The following is a 17,066-nucleotide window of genomic DNA, read 5'->3' on the forward strand; positions in this document are numbered from 1 at the left end:
TTATGGTGGACTACAAATCTCAAAACTATATTTCTCAAGAATTAATATTGGCTCAAGAATTACAAAAATCAAGAGAATATAAACGCTCAAGAGAACTATATATGCATTTTTTTATTGAACATCCTAAACATTATCTTAGATTTAAAGCACTTTTTGAGGTGGCCGATAACTTATATTACGAAAAAAAATATGATGAAGCGGTAAAAAGCTATAATAAATTTCTAAATTATTGCGATGAACAATATAAATTAACATCCCAAGAAATAAGTTGGGTTAACGCATACAAAAATCTATCCTATAGTAGAATTAAAGCTATATCCAAAAAAAATTATTAATCTATATCTGCTCTATAAGACGCTTATTATTTTTCTATATATACATAAGCGGTACTTTTTTTATTTAAATTAAGTTATCAACCTAAGCCCTCGATTTATTGTTTTTTAAAATTGACTTTCCTTTGAAATGGTAATTTTGTTGTATGTTTTGATAAATATATACCCAAATAATCATATAAACTTAAATTCCTTCTACAATTAAATTGTTAATAATACATTAAGAATAATTTCTAAATTAACAAAATATACACAGAAAAATAATTATATTCACTTGAAAATTAATATTTTTGTAACTATAATTATTATGTAAATATTTTTAAAAGGAGGATAACTATGGATATAAATGAATTAATAACCGAAATAAAAAAAGATGGATATCATAAGCCTCAAATAGGTCTTATTACTCCAGAAATACGTACTATAGATGAACATGCTATGACATCGGTAACATTTATTGATGATGAAGAAACTGAAGAATAGTACACAATTAATATAGAACCTATAATTATAGGTTCTATATTAATTGTGTAGTTTTGCTAAATAATACTAATTAAAGGAGGAAGTACAATCATATGGTAGTCAATAAGTATGGAGAAACTCACATTCCCATGAAAATCACATGGGAAGTTACGGAAAGATGTAATTTAAATTGCAAAATGTGTTATTCAATAGATTGTAACTCAAAAAAAAATATAGTAAATGAACTCTCAACAAAAGAGGCTAAAAATTTAATGGATATTTTAGAAGCTAATGAAGTTCTTTATTTATTTTTAGAAGGCGGTGAACCATTATTAAGATCTGACTTTTTTGAAATTTTATATATCTCCGCGTCCAAATTCTGTACTTGGGTATCAACAAATGGAACTTTAATTGGATCAGAAGAAGCTAGGGAAATAAAAAAATCAAAAGCTAATACTATTTTTGTAAGTCTCCATGGTCATTCAGAAAAAATACACGATTCTATAACCCAAAAAACAGGTTCATTTTATAAGACCGTTAACGGAATAGAAGAATTAATAAGACAAAATGTATCTGTTATGACTACTTTCCAAATTTCAAGGTTAAACTTTGGTTATATTAGTGATTATGTTAAATTATGTAAAGAATTACATATTCCTAAAATAAATTTTCTGAGACCATATCCTTTAGGAAATGGAAAAACAAATTATAATAAATTCGCTTTAACTGCTAATGAATATAAACAAATAACTAAAGAACTAGAAGCACGGTGTAAAGAAAATAATATATTATTTGGTCATTCATTTGGAATTAAAAACCATAATTGTTGTAAACAAGCTTTTTCAATAGATTCTACAGGTAATTTAATGAATTGTCCTTACTTAAGATTTCTTCCAAGATTAGGGAATATATTCAAAAATAATTTAATAGATATTTGGAATTCAGAAGATTCACAAAAAATCAGAAATTCATATAAATACTTTGGTAACGATTGTACCAGTTGTGCAATCAAAAATAAATGTAGTGGTGGCTGCTTATCTAGTAAATTATTAGATACTGGTAAAGTGGAAACAAAAGATCCAATATGTTGGTTATAGAGGTGTTAAATATGTTAAAAATGTATCGAAACAAAACAATAAAATATGCTATTCCTAGAGTTAAATTAGATGGAGATATTGGAATATTCTTTTATAATCCTAATACTGGCAAAGATTTTGTCGCAAATCATATAGGAACATTAATCTGGTATATTATTGATGAGGGAAAGTCACTTGAAGATATTTCAAAATACATAAGTGAGATGTATAAGTTATATGACTATAGTAAATTATTAAATGATATAACAAGTGTATGTAAGATAATGTGTAAAAACGACTTGATAAAAATTGTTGAAGAATAGTTTGGAGGATAATATGAAACTAAATGCAAACGATATAATAGAGAAATACGATTATATAGACGTACTAAAAATTATGGATGGATATAGAGTTCATAATTCAGTCTGTGGTTTAATTTTAAAAGTAGATAAGTTTACAGCATTAGTACTCTCTTTGATAAATGGTTGTTGTACTTATAATGAATTAAAGTTAAGAATAGAAAAAAGTTTGGGAGAAGATTATTTATACGAAAATGATATAATTAATATAATTATAAGTTTATATCATTTACAATATTTAAATATAAAATTTAGTAAGAAAAAGCCTACAATTTTATTGATTAATCCATGCTATAGGTATCCTAATAGTGTATATAAAGAACTAACTATAACTCCACCATTAGGAATTTTAAGTATAGGTGCATTGCTATTTGAAAAAGGCTATGATGTTCATTTATTAGATATGTTAGTTGAAGATATAAGACCAGAAGATTTATCTAAATGGATAAAAAAAATAAAACCTGATATTGTAGGTATATCTATGAATTTCACTTCCACCGCTAATATATGTATGGAAATAGCTAGAATTTTGAAATCGTTACTAGTTAAAACTATTTTTGTAGGTGGAAATCATGCTACTTTCACATATGAAAAAATATTAGAAGATAAAAATGTAGATTATGTAATTAGATTTCAAGGTGAAGAAACTGTTTTAGAATTGATTGAAACATTAAAACATAAAGATAAAAGTATGTTAACTGAGTGCAAGGGAATTGCCTATAGAAATCATGATAAAATAGTGGTAACTGATAGAAGGCAAATTCCTCAAAATTTAAACAATATGCCGCTACCAAAGTGGATGTTACTTCCAATGAGTAAATATCCAAAAGATTTAAGATGGTCGTTAATAACCTCTCAAGGATGTCCATGTGCATGTACATTCTGTTCAACTTCGGCATTTAATAACGGAAAAAAAGTAATTTTTATGAGTGTTCCTGAAATAATAAAACGTATAAAAGGAATTATTAATTTACAGTATGAAGATACTACATTATCCATTTCATTTTCAGATGATGCCTTTACATATAATAGAGAACGAGTAATTGAATTATGTAGGAGAATTCTTAAAGAAAATTTAAAATTTATATGGGCATGTAGTACTAGAGTAGATCTAATTGATGAAGAACTAATTGACATAATGTATAAAGCTGGTTGCAGAAATATTCTTTTCGGAATAGAATCTTGTAGTAATAAAGTATTAAAAACTATTGGAAAAAGAATCAATATAGAACAAGCCAAAAGGTCAATTGAAATTGTTAAAAGGCGTGGAATTAAAGTAAAAGAAATGTTTATACTTGGATTACCATATGAAAGTAACGAAACATTAAATCTTATTGAGGATTTTTTTAAGGAAACAAAACCTGATGAAATTAGATTTGGATTGCTAGCAGTTTATCCAGGAACTCCATTATGGAATCATAGCGAAAAGTTTGGAATAAACATTCTTAGCAAAAATTGGAGTGATTACGAAATGCTAAGGCCCATATCGAATAACACTATTCTTTCAGCAGAAGAATTATATATAAAATATATAGAGTTTACTGAAAAGTATGAAAATACTACAAAAAAAAATGAAATAAAAATTATTTAAATATTTAATACATTCACTAGAAAGGAAGGAAACTAATGAAACTTGCTCTTATTAACCCTTTTAAATTCCAAAAAAACGAAAAAAAGAATGAACCTATATCATTAGCTTATTTAAAAAGTTATGTTGAAAATAAAGGATATTATGCAAAAATATTTGATTATGAAGTTATTGCCGATACAGAAAATTCCAATCTGTTAATAAGTATTGCAAATAATTTTGATATAGTTGGTATATCGTGTTACTATCCATATCTCCCCAATAAATTAGCTCAAAAAATTAAAGCTATTAGCAGTAAGATTGTAGTTTTTGCTGGTGGACCAATGGCAAGTCTAAAATATAAGGATTTATTATATAAAAATTCACCTATTGACTTTGTAATTGTTAATGAGGGAGAAGAAAGTCTTTTGGAATTATTACAATGTTTAAAGTATCATCTACCAGTAAAAAAAATATTGGGAGTTGCAAGCTACTCAAATAATAAAATATACTATAAATCCAGAAAATTTATTATGAATTTAGATAAGGTTGGGTTTCCAATTAGAGAAAACGGTTATTATGAAAAATATATTCCAACAATAATTAGTTCAAGAGGTTGCAATGGTAGATGCAGGTTTTGTTCTACTAGGTATATGGGTAACTGGCGTGGTAGATCAGCTGAAAATGTATTTAAAGAAATATTACATATAGTACGTGATCATGGACAAACTAATTTTCAATTTGTAGAACCTAATTTTCTAGAAGACATAAATAGAGCTTATAAAATAGCTGAATTAATTGAAAACATACCTCAAAAAGTATATTTTGATTTTGCATGTAGAATAGATTCTATCTTAAATAACGAAAAAGTTTTAGTCAAATTAAGGCAAGCAGGTGCAATAAAAGTTTTATTAGGTGTTGAAAATTTTAATAACAAAACATTAAGCGATTGGAATAAAGGCATAAATACTAATCAAATATGTGATGCTATTAATATTTTAAATAAAGTTAAATTAAGCTATTCAATTTCACTAATAATTTTTCATCCCACCACAACAAGAGAAGAACTCATAAATAATATAAATATTATTAGGAAATTAAAAATAGAGGATAATATTGAAAACTTTTATAATTATTTGCGCTTAATTCCAGGTACAAGCTTAAACAATACAACTGAAGAAAAGCAATGGAGTTTTGTTAACAAAGACATTTCTAAAATTTTCGAAAATTGCTTATTATATGAAAAAAGCTTAGATTCTTTTGAATATGATAAAGTTGTTAACAACTTAAATTATATTGAGAATTATATGCAAATTAAAAACTACTTCATAAGAATCAGCAATACAGAATTGGATAAATTACAGTATTTAGAATCCCAACTTGGAATTAGTAACACAAATTCTTCATCAACTGATATTTTAAGTAAAAATGTAGATTTAAAATTCAAAATAAATAAAAATATAAAAATGAATTATCTTAAATCTTGTAATATATACGAAATAAGTAACTTAAAAACAGGATTAAAATATTCTTTAAATAAGTCTGCCGTTGACATGGTGAATTTTTTTAATGGCATAACTTTTAATAATTTTATAAATTCTTTAATAAAGATAGATGATGAAGATAAAAAAACAATGTTTCATTTAATTGAATTTTTGAGCAAACTACTAAAAAACAAAATTATTAAATATGAGGTTATATCTCTATGATTGAAATACATAATTTAAAAAAAACGTATAATTCTTCATTTTCCAAAATAGAAGCACTAAAAAATATTAGTTTTAAACTTGAAAATGGAGACATATTAGGCATATTGGGTCCTAATGGTGCAGGTAAATCTACATTAATAAAAATTTTGTCAACAGTAGTTGATAAGGATTCTGGCGAAATTTTAATAGATAACTGTAGTATTGATAATTCAAATGAATATAGAAAAAAATTTACTGTTGTAATGCAAGATACTAGTATAGAATCTTGGCTGAGCGTAGAAGAAAATCTAAAAGTATATGGCAAATTTTATGGGATTTCGAAAAAAAAATTGCCTTATGCAATAAATGATGTTGTTAATTTATTCAATCTTAACAAATATAGAAAGAAAAAAGCATCAGAATTAAGCGGTGGATTCAGAAAAAGGTTACAGCTCGCCAAAAGTTTTTTAGTAAATACTCCTATAATGATGTTTGATGAACCCACGGTAGGTCTTGATCCATTTGTAAAACTTAAAGTTATAGAATCCTTGAAGAAAAAATCATTAGATGGGAAAACTATAATTTTCACAACTCAAATACTAAGTGAGGTAGAATCCCTTTGTAACAAAGTTATGATATTATCTGAAGGTACAATTCTATCAAAAGGACATATAGATGATATTAAAGAAAAATTTGAATTTAAGAAAAAACTAATATTCCAATTTGAAAATTTAACAGATGAATTATATAAAAAAGCTTTAACAATTTGCAAAAATAAATTTATAAAACGAAAAAGTGATTCTATTTTATTTGACTTATCTATGAAAAATAAAAATGATAAGATACTTATACATAAATTATTAGATACATTGAATCCAATAAGTATATCAGTAAAAGAACCAACATTTGAAGAAATTTTTATTGACATAGTTAAGGAGAAATTATGATAAATGGTATAAAAGCTTCATTATATAGAGAATTCAAGTTAAGACTATCCTCTTCAAGAGTATTTGTAGAAAACATAGCAAATCCACTATTTACATTACTTATATTTGGATTTGCTTTAGGTAATACTGTAGGTTATATAAATAATTCTAATGGAAAATCCATTAAATACTTAAATTACTTTGTGATTGGCGCAATAAATATAAGTCTAGTATCAAATGCATTAGTTGCATCTACAAAAATGTTTTTAGATAAGTATCTCGGAATGTATGAAGAAATGTTATCATACCCAGTCAAAAGAAGTGAAATTTTATTAGGAAAACTAATATTCAATTTGATTTTATCAATTATTCAAGCATTTATTATGATGTTTTTTGTTCAAATAATAACAGGATACAACAATATAGGAATTATAAAGTTTATATTCCTATTTTTACTTTTAATAGTTGGAAGTAGTACATGGTTTTATTGTTTAATCTTATTGTCAATTAAATTAAAAACGCAAGATTCATTTAATACAATGTATTTTTTAATTATGACACCGATTATTTTTACTAGTTCTATTTATTACCCAGTTGAAAAATTACCACTAATTTTTAGATGGATAGGCTACATAAATCCTCTTTCCTGGTTTACGGATATAGGCAGATATATTTATTTAAATATTTATACTAGATTCTTAATGCTTAAATTATTTGCAATTATTATTCTATTAATATCGACTTTTTTATTTACAAATAAATTATTTGATAAAGGCATAGATAAATAGGTATATAAATGTATTAATTTATAAAATTATATCTATATTCTAATAAAAAAAGAAAATATTAGTACGCAATATAAACATTCACTAAAACTTTATATACATTTTTTATTGAACTTTTTAAATATGATCTTAGATTTAAAGCACTTTGTGAAGTGGCAGATACTTTACTTTATATTACGAAAAAAGCACAGATACTTCAATGCCTAAAATACCTCAAAAATTCACTGATTCTATATCAGCACGTGAATATATTTCAAAGCATGAAATTTTTGGAGCTAACGGATTTAGACCTGAAATAATGACAGATGAGGAAATATTAAATTTTGCAAATGCTCTTCAGGAGCAAATGGAATTATTGATGTATAAATATAAGAAATAATTATTAATAATCTATACATTTCATATACCTAAATCAAGCAGAGCATAAACTTGCTCTGCTTGATTTAGTTCTTATCTAATAAACTTTCAATTTCATGCAATTGCTTTGTATTGAATTAATTTTAACAATGCTTTAATTAATAGTTCATACTGATATAGTTCTGGAGGCAATCCCTTATTATAAGGCACTCTACGTACCAATCCTTCCCACTTACCTATTAATTTCTTCCATTCATCACTTTTAAAATAATTATCTATAAGCCTATCTAAATGAAACTCAGGCATATATGTTCCTACAACTCCTTTTTCTAAAATTCCATCAGCAATAACACCTTTTTCCAAAAAAATTAATATTGGTAATCCAATTTGAAAAGCCATTGCAGTTTCTATTGAGCAATACGAAATGGTTAGCCAGATATCAGAAACATCATATTCCTCAACATTATTAATATCTGTTTTAGTCTTTCCTATCCCATCCTTTATATATGATCTTCTAAAAGCAATAGTAAGTACTCCATCAAAATGGTTTTCAAAATTTTTAAGAAAAAATAATTTAAAACCAATAACCTTTCATCAGTTAAGGCATACCTCAGCGTCTTTACTGATAAATGAAAATATAAACATAAGAGAAATATCAAAACGTTTAGGACATAGTAATACATCAACCACTTTGAATATTTATAGTCATGCTTTAAAATCTGCCGATAAGGATGCTGCGGATAAATTAAATACTATTATATTTTCAAATGATTCTATAAATAATAAAGATTAATACTGTAATTTTGATTTTATTTTTGTCAATTGTGTCCCCAAATTGTCCCCATTTCTTAAATTCAAGTCATTTTAGAGACAACGAAAAAACCTTGCAATACATTCATATCACAAGGCTTTACTCTGGTGTGCCCGAGAGGAATCGAACCCCCGGCACGCGGTTTAGGAAACCACTGCTCTATCCTACTGAGCTACGAGCACATATTAAATTTTACATTACAATTTATTATTTTATTACTAAATCCTTAATCTGTCAATATATCTAGCGCCTTTATTCACCTTTATTTTTTACATATATAATATTTTAACTAATTACATATAATATATTATGCCATTTAAATAGTATTTTATATATGCTGGTAAGTAAGTGCTTTTCATTTACAAAGCTACTGTATTTTGCTATTATGATAATATAAATGTGTAAAGGGGATGCTTACAATGATTGATGAATTGAAAAAAGTTCTTCTTGCAGGATTGGGCTCAGCGGCCTACACTTATGAAAAAGGTTCTAAATTAATAGATGAGATGGTAAAGAAGGGTAAATTAACCCTTGATGAAGGAAAAGAACTTTCTCAGGAGCTTAAAAGAAACATAAAAGAAAAAGGTGAACTTGTAACTGATAAAGTAAAGCCAGTTTCAAAACAAGATATTTCAGAACTTTTAGAAAAATACACTTCAGATTTAAAAGCTGAAATAATCGAATTAAAAGACAGAGTTTCTAAACTAGAAGATAAAACACAGTAATTTTTTATATTAAAAAGCTCTAACTTAGAGGGTTAGAGCTTTTATATTATATACTGTTTTGAGGAGATATTGTAATGAAAAAATCAGTACAGCGATTCAGAAAAATAGTGAAGGTTCTTGCTTTTTATGGTTTTGGTTACATAGTTGATTCTAAGCTTAATCACGCCAAAAACTCTCCTGAAAATTTAAGAAAAGCTTTTGAAGATTTAGGATCAACCTTTATTAAAATAGGTCAAATCCTTAGTACAAGACCCGATATACTTCCACCAGATTACATACGTGAACTTTCAAAATTACAAGATGACGCTCCAAATGAGTCCTTTGAAAACATGGAAAAAGTTTTTATAAAAGAATTTAAAAAACCCCTTAAAGATTCTTTTTCTTACTTTAACCAAAAACCCCTTGCCACTGCCTCCATTGCTCAAGTTCACGAGGCAACTTTAAAGGATGGTCGCAGTGTAATTGTAAAAATTCAAAAACCAGATATCGCAGAACAAATGAAATTAGATCTTTCCATATTATACAAAATAGTAAGTTTGACAAAAGCTAGATTTTCAGACACCCTAATAGATCCAAAGGAAGCAATTGAAGAGTTAATTGCCTCAACAGAATTAGAACTTGACTTTAAGAATGAAGCAGATAACATGGATTTATTTAAAAAACTAAATAAGGACGTAACCTTCGTATCAAGTCCTTATTTAGTAAGGAGATTATCTGGTGAACATATAATAACTATGGAAAAAATAGATGGCTTTAAGGTAACTGATGTAAAAAATATTAAAAGTTCAGGCTTTGATTTAGATGATATAGGAAAAAAGCTAGCTCTATCCTACTTTAAGCAGGTTTTTGAAGACGGATTTTTCCACGGCGACCCTCATCCTGGTAACATATTGATACAAAACAATAAAATATGTTACATAGATTTTGGTATCATGGGACACATCAATAAAAACTTAAAAAGTGCCTTAAATGATATTATTATTGCTGTGGCTTATCAAAACATAGATAAACTTATATCTGTAATTATGTCTATTGGAATAAAAACAGGATATGTAGATAGAAATCAACTGTATGAAGATATAGATTATATTTTTGCAAGTTATTTATCAACTTCTCTTGAAAATATAAAAATATCTCAGCTAATCCAAGAAGTTTTTGACTGTTCCAAACGAAACAACGTTAGAGTACCTAAAGATTTGATTATTCTTGTACGTGGTTTTGTAATTATAGAAGGAGTTATCGCTAAAATTTCACCTGATATATCACTTTTAGATGTAGCTATTCCTTTTGTTAAATCTCAAAACCAGGAAGAGTTTTTTAAAAACTTTAACATGTACGAGTTTTTATTAAATTCCTCTATGTTCCTTAAATCATCAATGAAGGTTCCTAAAAAATTTGTAGACTTAAGTGATAGTATAATGCGAGGTCGTGCAAAACTTCAACTTAATCATACAAACCTAGAAGAACCTATAAATGAACTAAGTAAAATGATTAATAGACTTATTTTGGGAATAATAATATCTTCAATGATAATAAGTTCTTCTGTTATTTTACATTCAAATGTTGGTCCTAAAATATATAAAATTTCAATAATAGGCATAACTGGTTATATGATTGCGGCTTTTATGGGCTTTTGGCTTTTAATATCTATAATACGTTCTCATAAAGTGTAAGACTCCACCAAGTAAAGTGAAGTCTTACACTTTATGTTATATTCATTCCTTTAAAAACGTACCTTGTTATTTTCTCCGTAAGCTTTTCCATGCTCTCTTCGTTATTATTTATCAAATCATATACCGCACCAGAACAAAGCACACCAAAAAAGATATATGACATAAATTCTGTCTCACCATTTTTTATATAACCGTTTTCCATTGCTTCTTTAAGATACTTCTCAATAATACCTATATAATCTTTTATAACATTTCTTAATTCTAATTGTCTAGATTCTTGACCCCAAAGTTGACTCATTAGCACCTTGAAAAATTCTCTATTTCTAAATATCAGCTCAATTTGAACTCTACATACTGCTTTCAATTTATTAATAGGGTTGCTTTCCTTTCCTGCCTCTTCTTCCATTTCCCCTCTTATAACATTCATGCCTTCAGAAATTACATATCTAAAAATTTCTTCCTTACTTTTAAAATGATAATAAAGAGTTCCCTTTGCAACTTTTGCATTTAAGGCGATTTCATCCATTGTTGCTCCATTGTAACCGTTTTTTGAAAATATCAAAAGGGCAGACTTGAATATAGAATTCTTTGTCTTGTTCATTTATTTTATCACTCCAAATTTTAACTTTATTTCATATTTCCCTGCAATAATTATATTATCATAAAATAGCATCATTAAGAAATTATTTTTGACATAAACTAAGTAAACAGCTTATAATTATAACAATAAATTTTACTTTTAAAGAGGTTTAATAATGATTAAATTTTATAATAGAAAAACAAAACAATACGAGATAGAAAAGGTTGCAGGTGAAAATTATCTTAATTGGACATATTCTTCGCCTATTGGAATGGGTTTTCTTGAAGCTATAATTAAAAAGAAAGCATTTTCTAGCATTTATGGCTCATTTTGCGACTCTAAAATGAGTAGATCAAAAGTAAGAACCTTCATAAAAAATTTTGATATAGATATGCAGGAATGTACTGAAAAACAAGAGGAATTTAAATGCTTCAATGACTTTTTTACTAGAAAACTTACAGAGAAGGCAAGACCAATTAATAAAGATAATAATATTTTTATTTCTCCTGGAGATGGAAGACTTCTTGCTTATGAAAATATAGATTTAGATAATTTAGTTGAAATAAAAGGTATGAGCTATAGCTTAAAAGAACTTATAAATGATGAAAAGGTAAGTTCCAAATATGAAAATGGAACATGTTTAATTCTAAGGCTTTGTCCAACAGATTATCACAGGTTTCACTTTGTAGACAGTGGAGTTTGCAGCGCTACTTCAAAAATCAAAGGCGCCTATTATTCAGTGAACCCTATTGCTTTAAATAAAGTAAAAAAACTGTTCTGTGCAAATAAAAGAGAATGGAGTATATTAAAATCCGACAATTTTAAAGATGTTCTATATGTAGAAGTTGGCGCTACCTGTGTTGGAGCTATAATTCAAACCTACAAAGAAAATACTAAAATTTCTAAAGGTGATGAAAAAGGCTATTTCAAATTTGGCGGCTCTACTGTAGTATTATTTTTAGAAAAGGATGCCGTTAAAATCGACAGCGATATACTAGAACAAACAAAACTAGGCTATGAAAGCAAAGTAATTATTGGTGAAAAAATAGGAATAAAATAGTTGTTAGTTGTTAAAAATATAACAAATTTCCCTTATAAAGAACAAATTGTTTAATAATCATGTCTTTTTTGTTAATTTCATACAAAATACTTACATGTTGCATAACGGTATGATATTATAATTTTGACATATTTTATAGTATAAGGGGGATTTTTTAATGGTTTTTAATAAAAAACTTTTTTCAACAATTTTAATAGCGACAACTACCGTTTCTTGTTTATATGGTGTATTTGCTAAAACTAACGTAAGTGCTAATACTAAATCAACTAAACATGCTAGTTCTTCTAAAAAGCAAAAGAAACCTACACCAAAACCTACACAAGCTGCTGAAAGTTTAACAGTATCAGCTCTTACCTCAGATGACAGCAGTGTTACTTTAGTTTGGCATAAGCCTACTGACTATTCTAATGTTGCAAGCTACAATATATATATGAATGGAAAACTTATAGGTAATACCAACAACAATTCAGCTTCAGCCTCAAAACCATTCATAGATAACTTCTACAAAGATTCAAGTAATTCTTCAGCAGTAAAGGTAAGTTCTCATAACTATGTAGTTACTAACCTTACTCCTAGCACTTCTTATAATTTTAGTGTTAGTGCTATAGATAATAATGGAAATACTTTGTATTCAAGTAATACCCTAACTTCAAGTACTACTGCAGCACCTAAAGTATATGATATTACTAAATACGGTGCTGTTGGTGATGGAACAACCATTGACACTAAGGCTATACAAGCTGCCATAGATGCTTGTACGCCTGGAGATGAAGTTTTAATTCCTGCTGGGAAAACCTTCAAAAGTGGCTCTCTTTGGTTAAAACCTAATATGATATTTAAAGTTAACGGAAAAATTTTAGGCTCAGAAAATCCAAGTGACTATGTTGATGCAAATCATCCTGTAGCATCTGGTAAAAAAAGTAACGCACTTATCAATGCAAAAGGTACTAAAGGTGACCCTAAAAGTGCAAACCTTAAAATAGTGGGAACTGGATCAATTGATGGTAATGGGTGGAAGCAAACTGCTCCAGAGGCTTCAACTGGTTTCCCTAATTCTTTAGATAGCAGTATATCTACAGTTAAGCAAAACGGTATCCTTGCTGCTAATCAATTTAACTTAGGTAAAAGCCAAGGCTTATCAGATGTAGACGCATATGCAACACGTTCAAATCTAGTTTCTATAAGCAATATAACTAATCTATATTTTGGTGACGGTCTTTCTTTCTTAAATCCATCACAACAAACTATAGGTGTTAGTAATTGTAACAACACCATCTTAAATGGTGCTCTAGTTAAAACCTTTAATTGTAATAATGCTGATGGTATAGACTTTGATTCACAAGGCTTAACCGTTGTGAACAGCGTTTTTGATACTGGTGATGACGATGTAAACTTCACTGCTGGAAAGGGTCTTCAAGCTGAACAAACACGTACTCCTGTAACTAATGTATGGATATTCAATAACTATTTTGGAAGAGGACATGGTTCTGTTGTTGCTGGAAGTAATACTGCTGCATGGATAGAAGAAGTTTTAGCAGAAGATAATGTTTTAAATGGAACAGGTTCTGGTCTTCGTTGCAAAACTGGTAAAGGTACTGGTGGTGGCGCAAAAGACATAACCTATCGTGATTCGGCCCTTAAGAATATTACTGATGGAGAGGGTAAACCATTTATATTTACTTCCCAATATACAAATGCTACTGCAACTGGTTCCTTTACACCTGCACCTGATTTACCACAATTTAAAGACATTAACGTAAGCAACTGCAGTGTAGATGGTTCTAAAAATTATGCTATATTTGTATCTGGCTTGCCTGGTGCTTGTCATACAAATATAAACTTTACTAATGTTTCATTCAAAAATACTCCAGGGGCATCTATAGATTATATGAGCAACAGTACTTTCCAAAATGTAACCTTTGATAAATCTATTACTAACCCTTGGCAAATCACAAACTCTACAGGTCTTACTTTTAAATAAAAAAATAAGGTACTGCAAAATTAATCTTAGCAGTACCCTATTCTCTTAATTCATAAGGAAAAAACCATCAATTCTATAATCTTTTCTATCATCCATAATCTTAAAGCTATTTATCTCTTTAAAATTACTATCCACCTTATATACGTACATATTTTTATCATCACAAGTATAAAGCTTATTATCTTGAACCTCTATCTGCATTAAATTATGTTTAAATGAAAGAAGCTTCTGCTCTCCTGTGGTAAGATTCAATACCGTAAGCTTATTTCCTGTGTTCTGCATTGGATTGTAATGACTTATATATAAGTTTCCATTATAAACTTTCAAATGATCCGGACACCCCTCTTTAAGTTTAATATCGCTTACTGTATAATCCTTCATATTAAATTTTGAAACCACATAAGAAGGTGAATTCCCATCACTTGAAATCATATGTGAGAAGTATATGTCATCTTTATATATAACACTATCAAATACAGATTGATCAGATTTTAATCGTATTAATTTTTCAGTGCTTAAATCATCTGCATTTATTACACTTATTATTAAAGTACCATCCCTCTCATCCGAATCTGCAAAAGTATATAATTTATTTCCATTTAATATTATGTGTTGAACTAATCCTTGCACATTTAAAGTTTTTTCTTTTGATTTTTTTGCCATATCATATTTAGTTATTATTGATCCTTTGGGTGGGCTGTTCGTTGTATATATATAATTTTTGTTTGCTGCAACAGAGAATATACCCTCAGCTATATCATAAGTATTATATTTATTACTACTAATATCAAACTCTACTACTTTCTTACTTCTATTAGAGTATCCGCCTATAGAATTTGTATAAATTTTATTCCCTACCTTTACTGGAGACAAAAAACCCGAGTTTACATCTACACAATTAATCTTAGTTTCCTTAACTTCTTGCCCTTTTGATGTATATGATCTTATATAACTAGCATTATTAAACGTAGAAGATTCAATAATTGCTGTTTCAGCTTTTCCTTTATCAATATTATTATTTACCGGTTGATTATTAGAACTTTTACTACTACATCCAACTATAAATACAACGAACAAACATACAATTATAAATTTACTTAGTCTTGCCATCTTGCGTAAATTGTATCCAAAGTATCTTGTTTTGGTAAATCAACTGGTATTATTACTGAAGGTATTGTTCTTTTAGGGTCTATATCCATTCCATATAAATCCTTATATGAAGCCCAAACTAATTGAGAACAATAAAACTTATCTCTTGTATTTATATTAAAGAAGTTATAATTGTATGGCTTACCAATCTGATCACTACACCAATCAGCAGCTGCTGCATCTTGATCTGCTGTAGTATTCTTTGTAGTAAGTCCCTTTATTGAGTTATATCTAGTTTTCCACTCATTTGGATATCTTCCTACTCCATTTGGCATGGATTCTACTGTAGTTGATGCTGACCAAATGATACCTGCATGTCCGTAATGTACTCCAAGCGTATTACTATCTCTAGTAACTAAGATTACTCCTTTTCTTGTTGGATAATCTCCATAATCCTCCGTATCGCCTGAAAATCTTTGAACCTTTAGAACCTTTTTATCTGACTTATAATCATTAGTAACCTTCGAGTCTTTTTTATCATCAAAAGAATTATAAGCTTTATCTACTCTACCTTGATACTGCTGTAATACTTTCTTTTGATTACTTGTAAGTGCTGTATTACTATTTATACTAGCAAAAGTTTTAACACCATTTAAGGTGGTAGCAAGTACTATTGCTGCTGCCAACATGGCAGTATTTTTCTTCAAATTCATCATATTAACTTCCCCTTATATTTATTTTTTATTCATCCCATTGAGCAAAAACAGTTTCTATATCTGCTTGTTTTGGTAAATCAACTGGTATTATCATTGATGGTACTGTCTTTTTAGGATCTATATCCATTCCGTATAAGTCTTTATATGCTGCCCAAACTAATTGTGAGCAATAAAAGCTACTTCTTGTGTTTATATTAAAAAAGTTGTAGTTATATGGCTTACCTACTTGATTATTACACCAATCTGATACCTCTTTGTCTTGGTCAGCTGTTGTATCTTTAACTGTAATTCCTTTTACTGTCTTATATCTTGACTGCCATGTATTTGGATATCTTCCAACTCCACTTAATTGTGCTTCTACCGTAGTTGATGGAGTCCATACTATGCCGGCATGTCCATAATGTACTCCAAGAATATTGGTATCTCTAGTAACAAGAATAACTCCACTTCTTGTTGGATATACTCCTTCTGTGTCTTTTCCTGACTCTTCGTCTGTTGCTTCTTGTACTTTTAAATTATTGTTTATAGCTTTAGGGTCTTTAACAACTTTTGTTTGATTTTTATCTTCAAAAGAATTATAAACTTTGTCAATATTTCCTTGATACTGTTGTAATACTTTCTTCTGGTTATTTGTCATAACACTGTTAACATTTGTACTAGCATATGACCTAATGCCAGTTATTGTAAAAGTAATAGACATTGCAACTACAAATGTTGTTATTTTTTTTAATTTTATCATAATACACCTCCACAAATTTTAATATAATTTAATTGTACCAATTCATGTACATATATTCAATAATTTTACTTAAATGTAACGTCACTGTTTTTATTTTAACAAATTAAATTAACTAAATTATTTTAGAGTTCCTTCAAATA

Annotated in this window: 19 protein-coding genes and 1 tRNA gene; 14 read left to right on the forward strand and 6 right to left on the reverse strand. The window is 28.1% G+C overall.

What is annotated here, in order from left to right:
* Positions 1 to 2 precede the first annotated feature (2 nt).
* The 9 genes from CLFE_RS00250 to CLFE_RS00290 all read left to right on the forward strand — a co-directional run bounded on the left by CLFE_RS00250 (position 3) and on the right by CLFE_RS00290 (position 7,574).
* Positions 3 to 335: a tetratricopeptide repeat protein gene (locus tag CLFE_RS00250; protein ID WP_077894261.1), complete on the forward strand. Its 333-nt coding sequence runs from the start codon at positions 3 to 5 to the stop codon at positions 333 to 335.
* Positions 336 to 668: 333 nt separating this feature from the next.
* Positions 669 to 815: a hypothetical protein gene (locus CLFE_RS00255; protein ID WP_169850978.1), complete on the forward strand. Its 147-nt coding sequence runs from the start codon at positions 669 to 671 to the stop codon at positions 813 to 815.
* Positions 816 to 907: 92 nt separating this feature from the next.
* Positions 908 to 1,891, forward strand: a complete 984-nt coding sequence (locus CLFE_RS00260) for a radical SAM/SPASM domain-containing protein (protein ID WP_077894260.1) — start codon at positions 908 to 910, stop codon at positions 1,889 to 1,891.
* An 11-nt stretch (positions 1,892 to 1,902) separates the two neighbouring features.
* Complete coding sequence (locus tag CLFE_RS00265) at positions 1,903 to 2,193, forward strand: PqqD family peptide modification chaperone (protein ID WP_077894259.1); 291 nt, start codon at positions 1,903 to 1,905, stop codon at positions 2,191 to 2,193.
* Between the two features lie 13 nt (positions 2,194 to 2,206).
* Complete coding sequence (locus CLFE_RS00270; RefSeq protein ID WP_077894258.1) at positions 2,207 to 3,820, forward strand: B12-binding domain-containing radical SAM protein; 1,614 nt, start codon at positions 2,207 to 2,209, stop codon at positions 3,818 to 3,820.
* A gap of 35 nt (positions 3,821 to 3,855) precedes the next feature.
* On the forward strand, positions 3,856 to 5,505 hold the full coding sequence (locus tag CLFE_RS00275; RefSeq protein WP_077894257.1) for a B12-binding domain-containing radical SAM protein: 1,650 nt from the start codon (positions 3,856 to 3,858) through the stop codon (positions 5,503 to 5,505).
* Positions 5,502 to 6,431: an ABC transporter ATP-binding protein gene (locus CLFE_RS00280; protein WP_077894256.1), complete on the forward strand. Its 930-nt coding sequence runs from the start codon at positions 5,502 to 5,504 to the stop codon at positions 6,429 to 6,431. Before CLFE_RS00275 ends, CLFE_RS00280 begins: the two co-directional genes overlap by 4 nt.
* A complete protein-coding gene (locus tag CLFE_RS00285) occupies positions 6,428 to 7,198 on the forward strand; it encodes an ABC transporter permease (RefSeq protein ID WP_077894255.1) in 771 nt (256 codons plus the stop codon). Before CLFE_RS00280 ends, CLFE_RS00285 begins: the two co-directional genes overlap by 4 nt.
* A 196-nt stretch (positions 7,199 to 7,394) precedes the next feature.
* Entirely contained in the window at positions 7,395 to 7,574 is a 180-nt protein-coding gene (locus CLFE_RS00290) for a hypothetical protein (protein WP_077894254.1), read from the forward strand.
* A 92-nt stretch (positions 7,575 to 7,666) separates the two neighbouring features.
* On the opposite strand, the gene CLFE_RS00295 is transcribed toward CLFE_RS00290, so the two are convergent.
* Entirely contained in the window at positions 7,667 to 7,951 is a 285-nt protein-coding gene (locus CLFE_RS00295; RefSeq protein ID WP_077894253.1) for a hypothetical protein, read from the reverse strand.
* 25 nt (positions 7,952 to 7,976) lie between these two features.
* On the opposite strand from CLFE_RS00295, the gene CLFE_RS00300 reads away from it, so the two are divergent.
* Positions 7,977 to 8,345 carry a site-specific integrase gene (locus tag CLFE_RS00300; protein ID WP_077894252.1) on the forward strand — a complete coding sequence of 123 codons (369 nt, stop codon included), beginning with the start codon at positions 7,977 to 7,979 and terminating at the stop codon, positions 8,343 to 8,345.
* Between the two features lie 123 nt (positions 8,346 to 8,468).
* Here the strand turns inward: CLFE_RS00300 and CLFE_RS00305 are convergent.
* A tRNA-Arg gene (locus CLFE_RS00305) sits at positions 8,469 to 8,545 on the reverse strand.
* A 237-nt stretch (positions 8,546 to 8,782) separates the two neighbouring features.
* Between CLFE_RS00305 and CLFE_RS00310 the strand changes: the two genes are divergently transcribed.
* On the forward strand, positions 8,783 to 9,088 hold the full coding sequence (locus tag CLFE_RS00310) for a phasin family protein (protein ID WP_077835947.1): 306 nt from the start codon (positions 8,783 to 8,785) through the stop codon (positions 9,086 to 9,088).
* A 74-nt stretch (positions 9,089 to 9,162) separates the two neighbouring features.
* A complete protein-coding gene (locus tag CLFE_RS00315; protein ID WP_077894251.1) occupies positions 9,163 to 10,761 on the forward strand; it encodes an ABC1 kinase family protein in 1,599 nt (532 codons plus the stop codon).
* Between the two features lie 31 nt (positions 10,762 to 10,792).
* On the opposite strand, the gene CLFE_RS00320 is transcribed toward CLFE_RS00315, so the two are convergent.
* A complete protein-coding gene (locus CLFE_RS00320) occupies positions 10,793 to 11,362 on the reverse strand; it encodes a TetR/AcrR family transcriptional regulator (RefSeq protein ID WP_077835949.1) in 570 nt (189 codons plus the stop codon).
* Between the two features lie 154 nt (positions 11,363 to 11,516).
* On the opposite strand from CLFE_RS00320, the gene CLFE_RS00325 reads away from it, so the two are divergent.
* Together CLFE_RS00325 and CLFE_RS00330 are read left to right on the forward strand one after the other, a co-directional pair.
* A complete protein-coding gene (locus CLFE_RS00325; protein WP_077894250.1) occupies positions 11,517 to 12,401 on the forward strand; it encodes a phosphatidylserine decarboxylase in 885 nt (294 codons plus the stop codon).
* A 157-nt stretch (positions 12,402 to 12,558) separates the two neighbouring features.
* A complete protein-coding gene (locus tag CLFE_RS00330; RefSeq protein ID WP_077894249.1) occupies positions 12,559 to 14,382 on the forward strand; it encodes a glycosyl hydrolase family 28 protein in 1,824 nt (607 codons plus the stop codon).
* Between the two features lie 45 nt (positions 14,383 to 14,427).
* Here the strand turns inward: CLFE_RS00330 and CLFE_RS00335 are convergent, their stop codons facing one another.
* The 3 genes from CLFE_RS00335 to CLFE_RS00345 are packed head-to-tail and all read right to left on the reverse strand — an operon-like array spanning position 14,428 to position 16,926.
* Positions 14,428 to 15,492, reverse strand: a complete 1,065-nt coding sequence (locus CLFE_RS00335; protein WP_077894248.1) for a YncE family protein — start codon at positions 15,490 to 15,492, stop codon at positions 14,428 to 14,430.
* Positions 15,480 to 16,187, reverse strand: coding sequence for a YiiX/YebB-like N1pC/P60 family cysteine hydrolase (locus tag CLFE_RS00340; RefSeq protein ID WP_077835953.1), 708 nt, complete (start codon positions 16,185 to 16,187; stop codon positions 15,480 to 15,482). Before CLFE_RS00340 ends, CLFE_RS00335 begins: the two co-directional genes overlap by 13 nt.
* 25 nt (positions 16,188 to 16,212) lie before the next feature.
* Complete coding sequence (locus CLFE_RS00345; protein WP_077894247.1) at positions 16,213 to 16,926, reverse strand: YiiX/YebB-like N1pC/P60 family cysteine hydrolase; 714 nt, start codon at positions 16,924 to 16,926, stop codon at positions 16,213 to 16,215.
* Positions 16,927 to 17,066 lie beyond the last annotated feature (140 nt).

Source organism: Clostridium felsineum DSM 794 (genome assembly GCF_002006355.2).
GTDB lineage: Bacteria > Bacillota > Clostridia > Clostridiales > Clostridiaceae > Clostridium_S > Clostridium_S felsineum.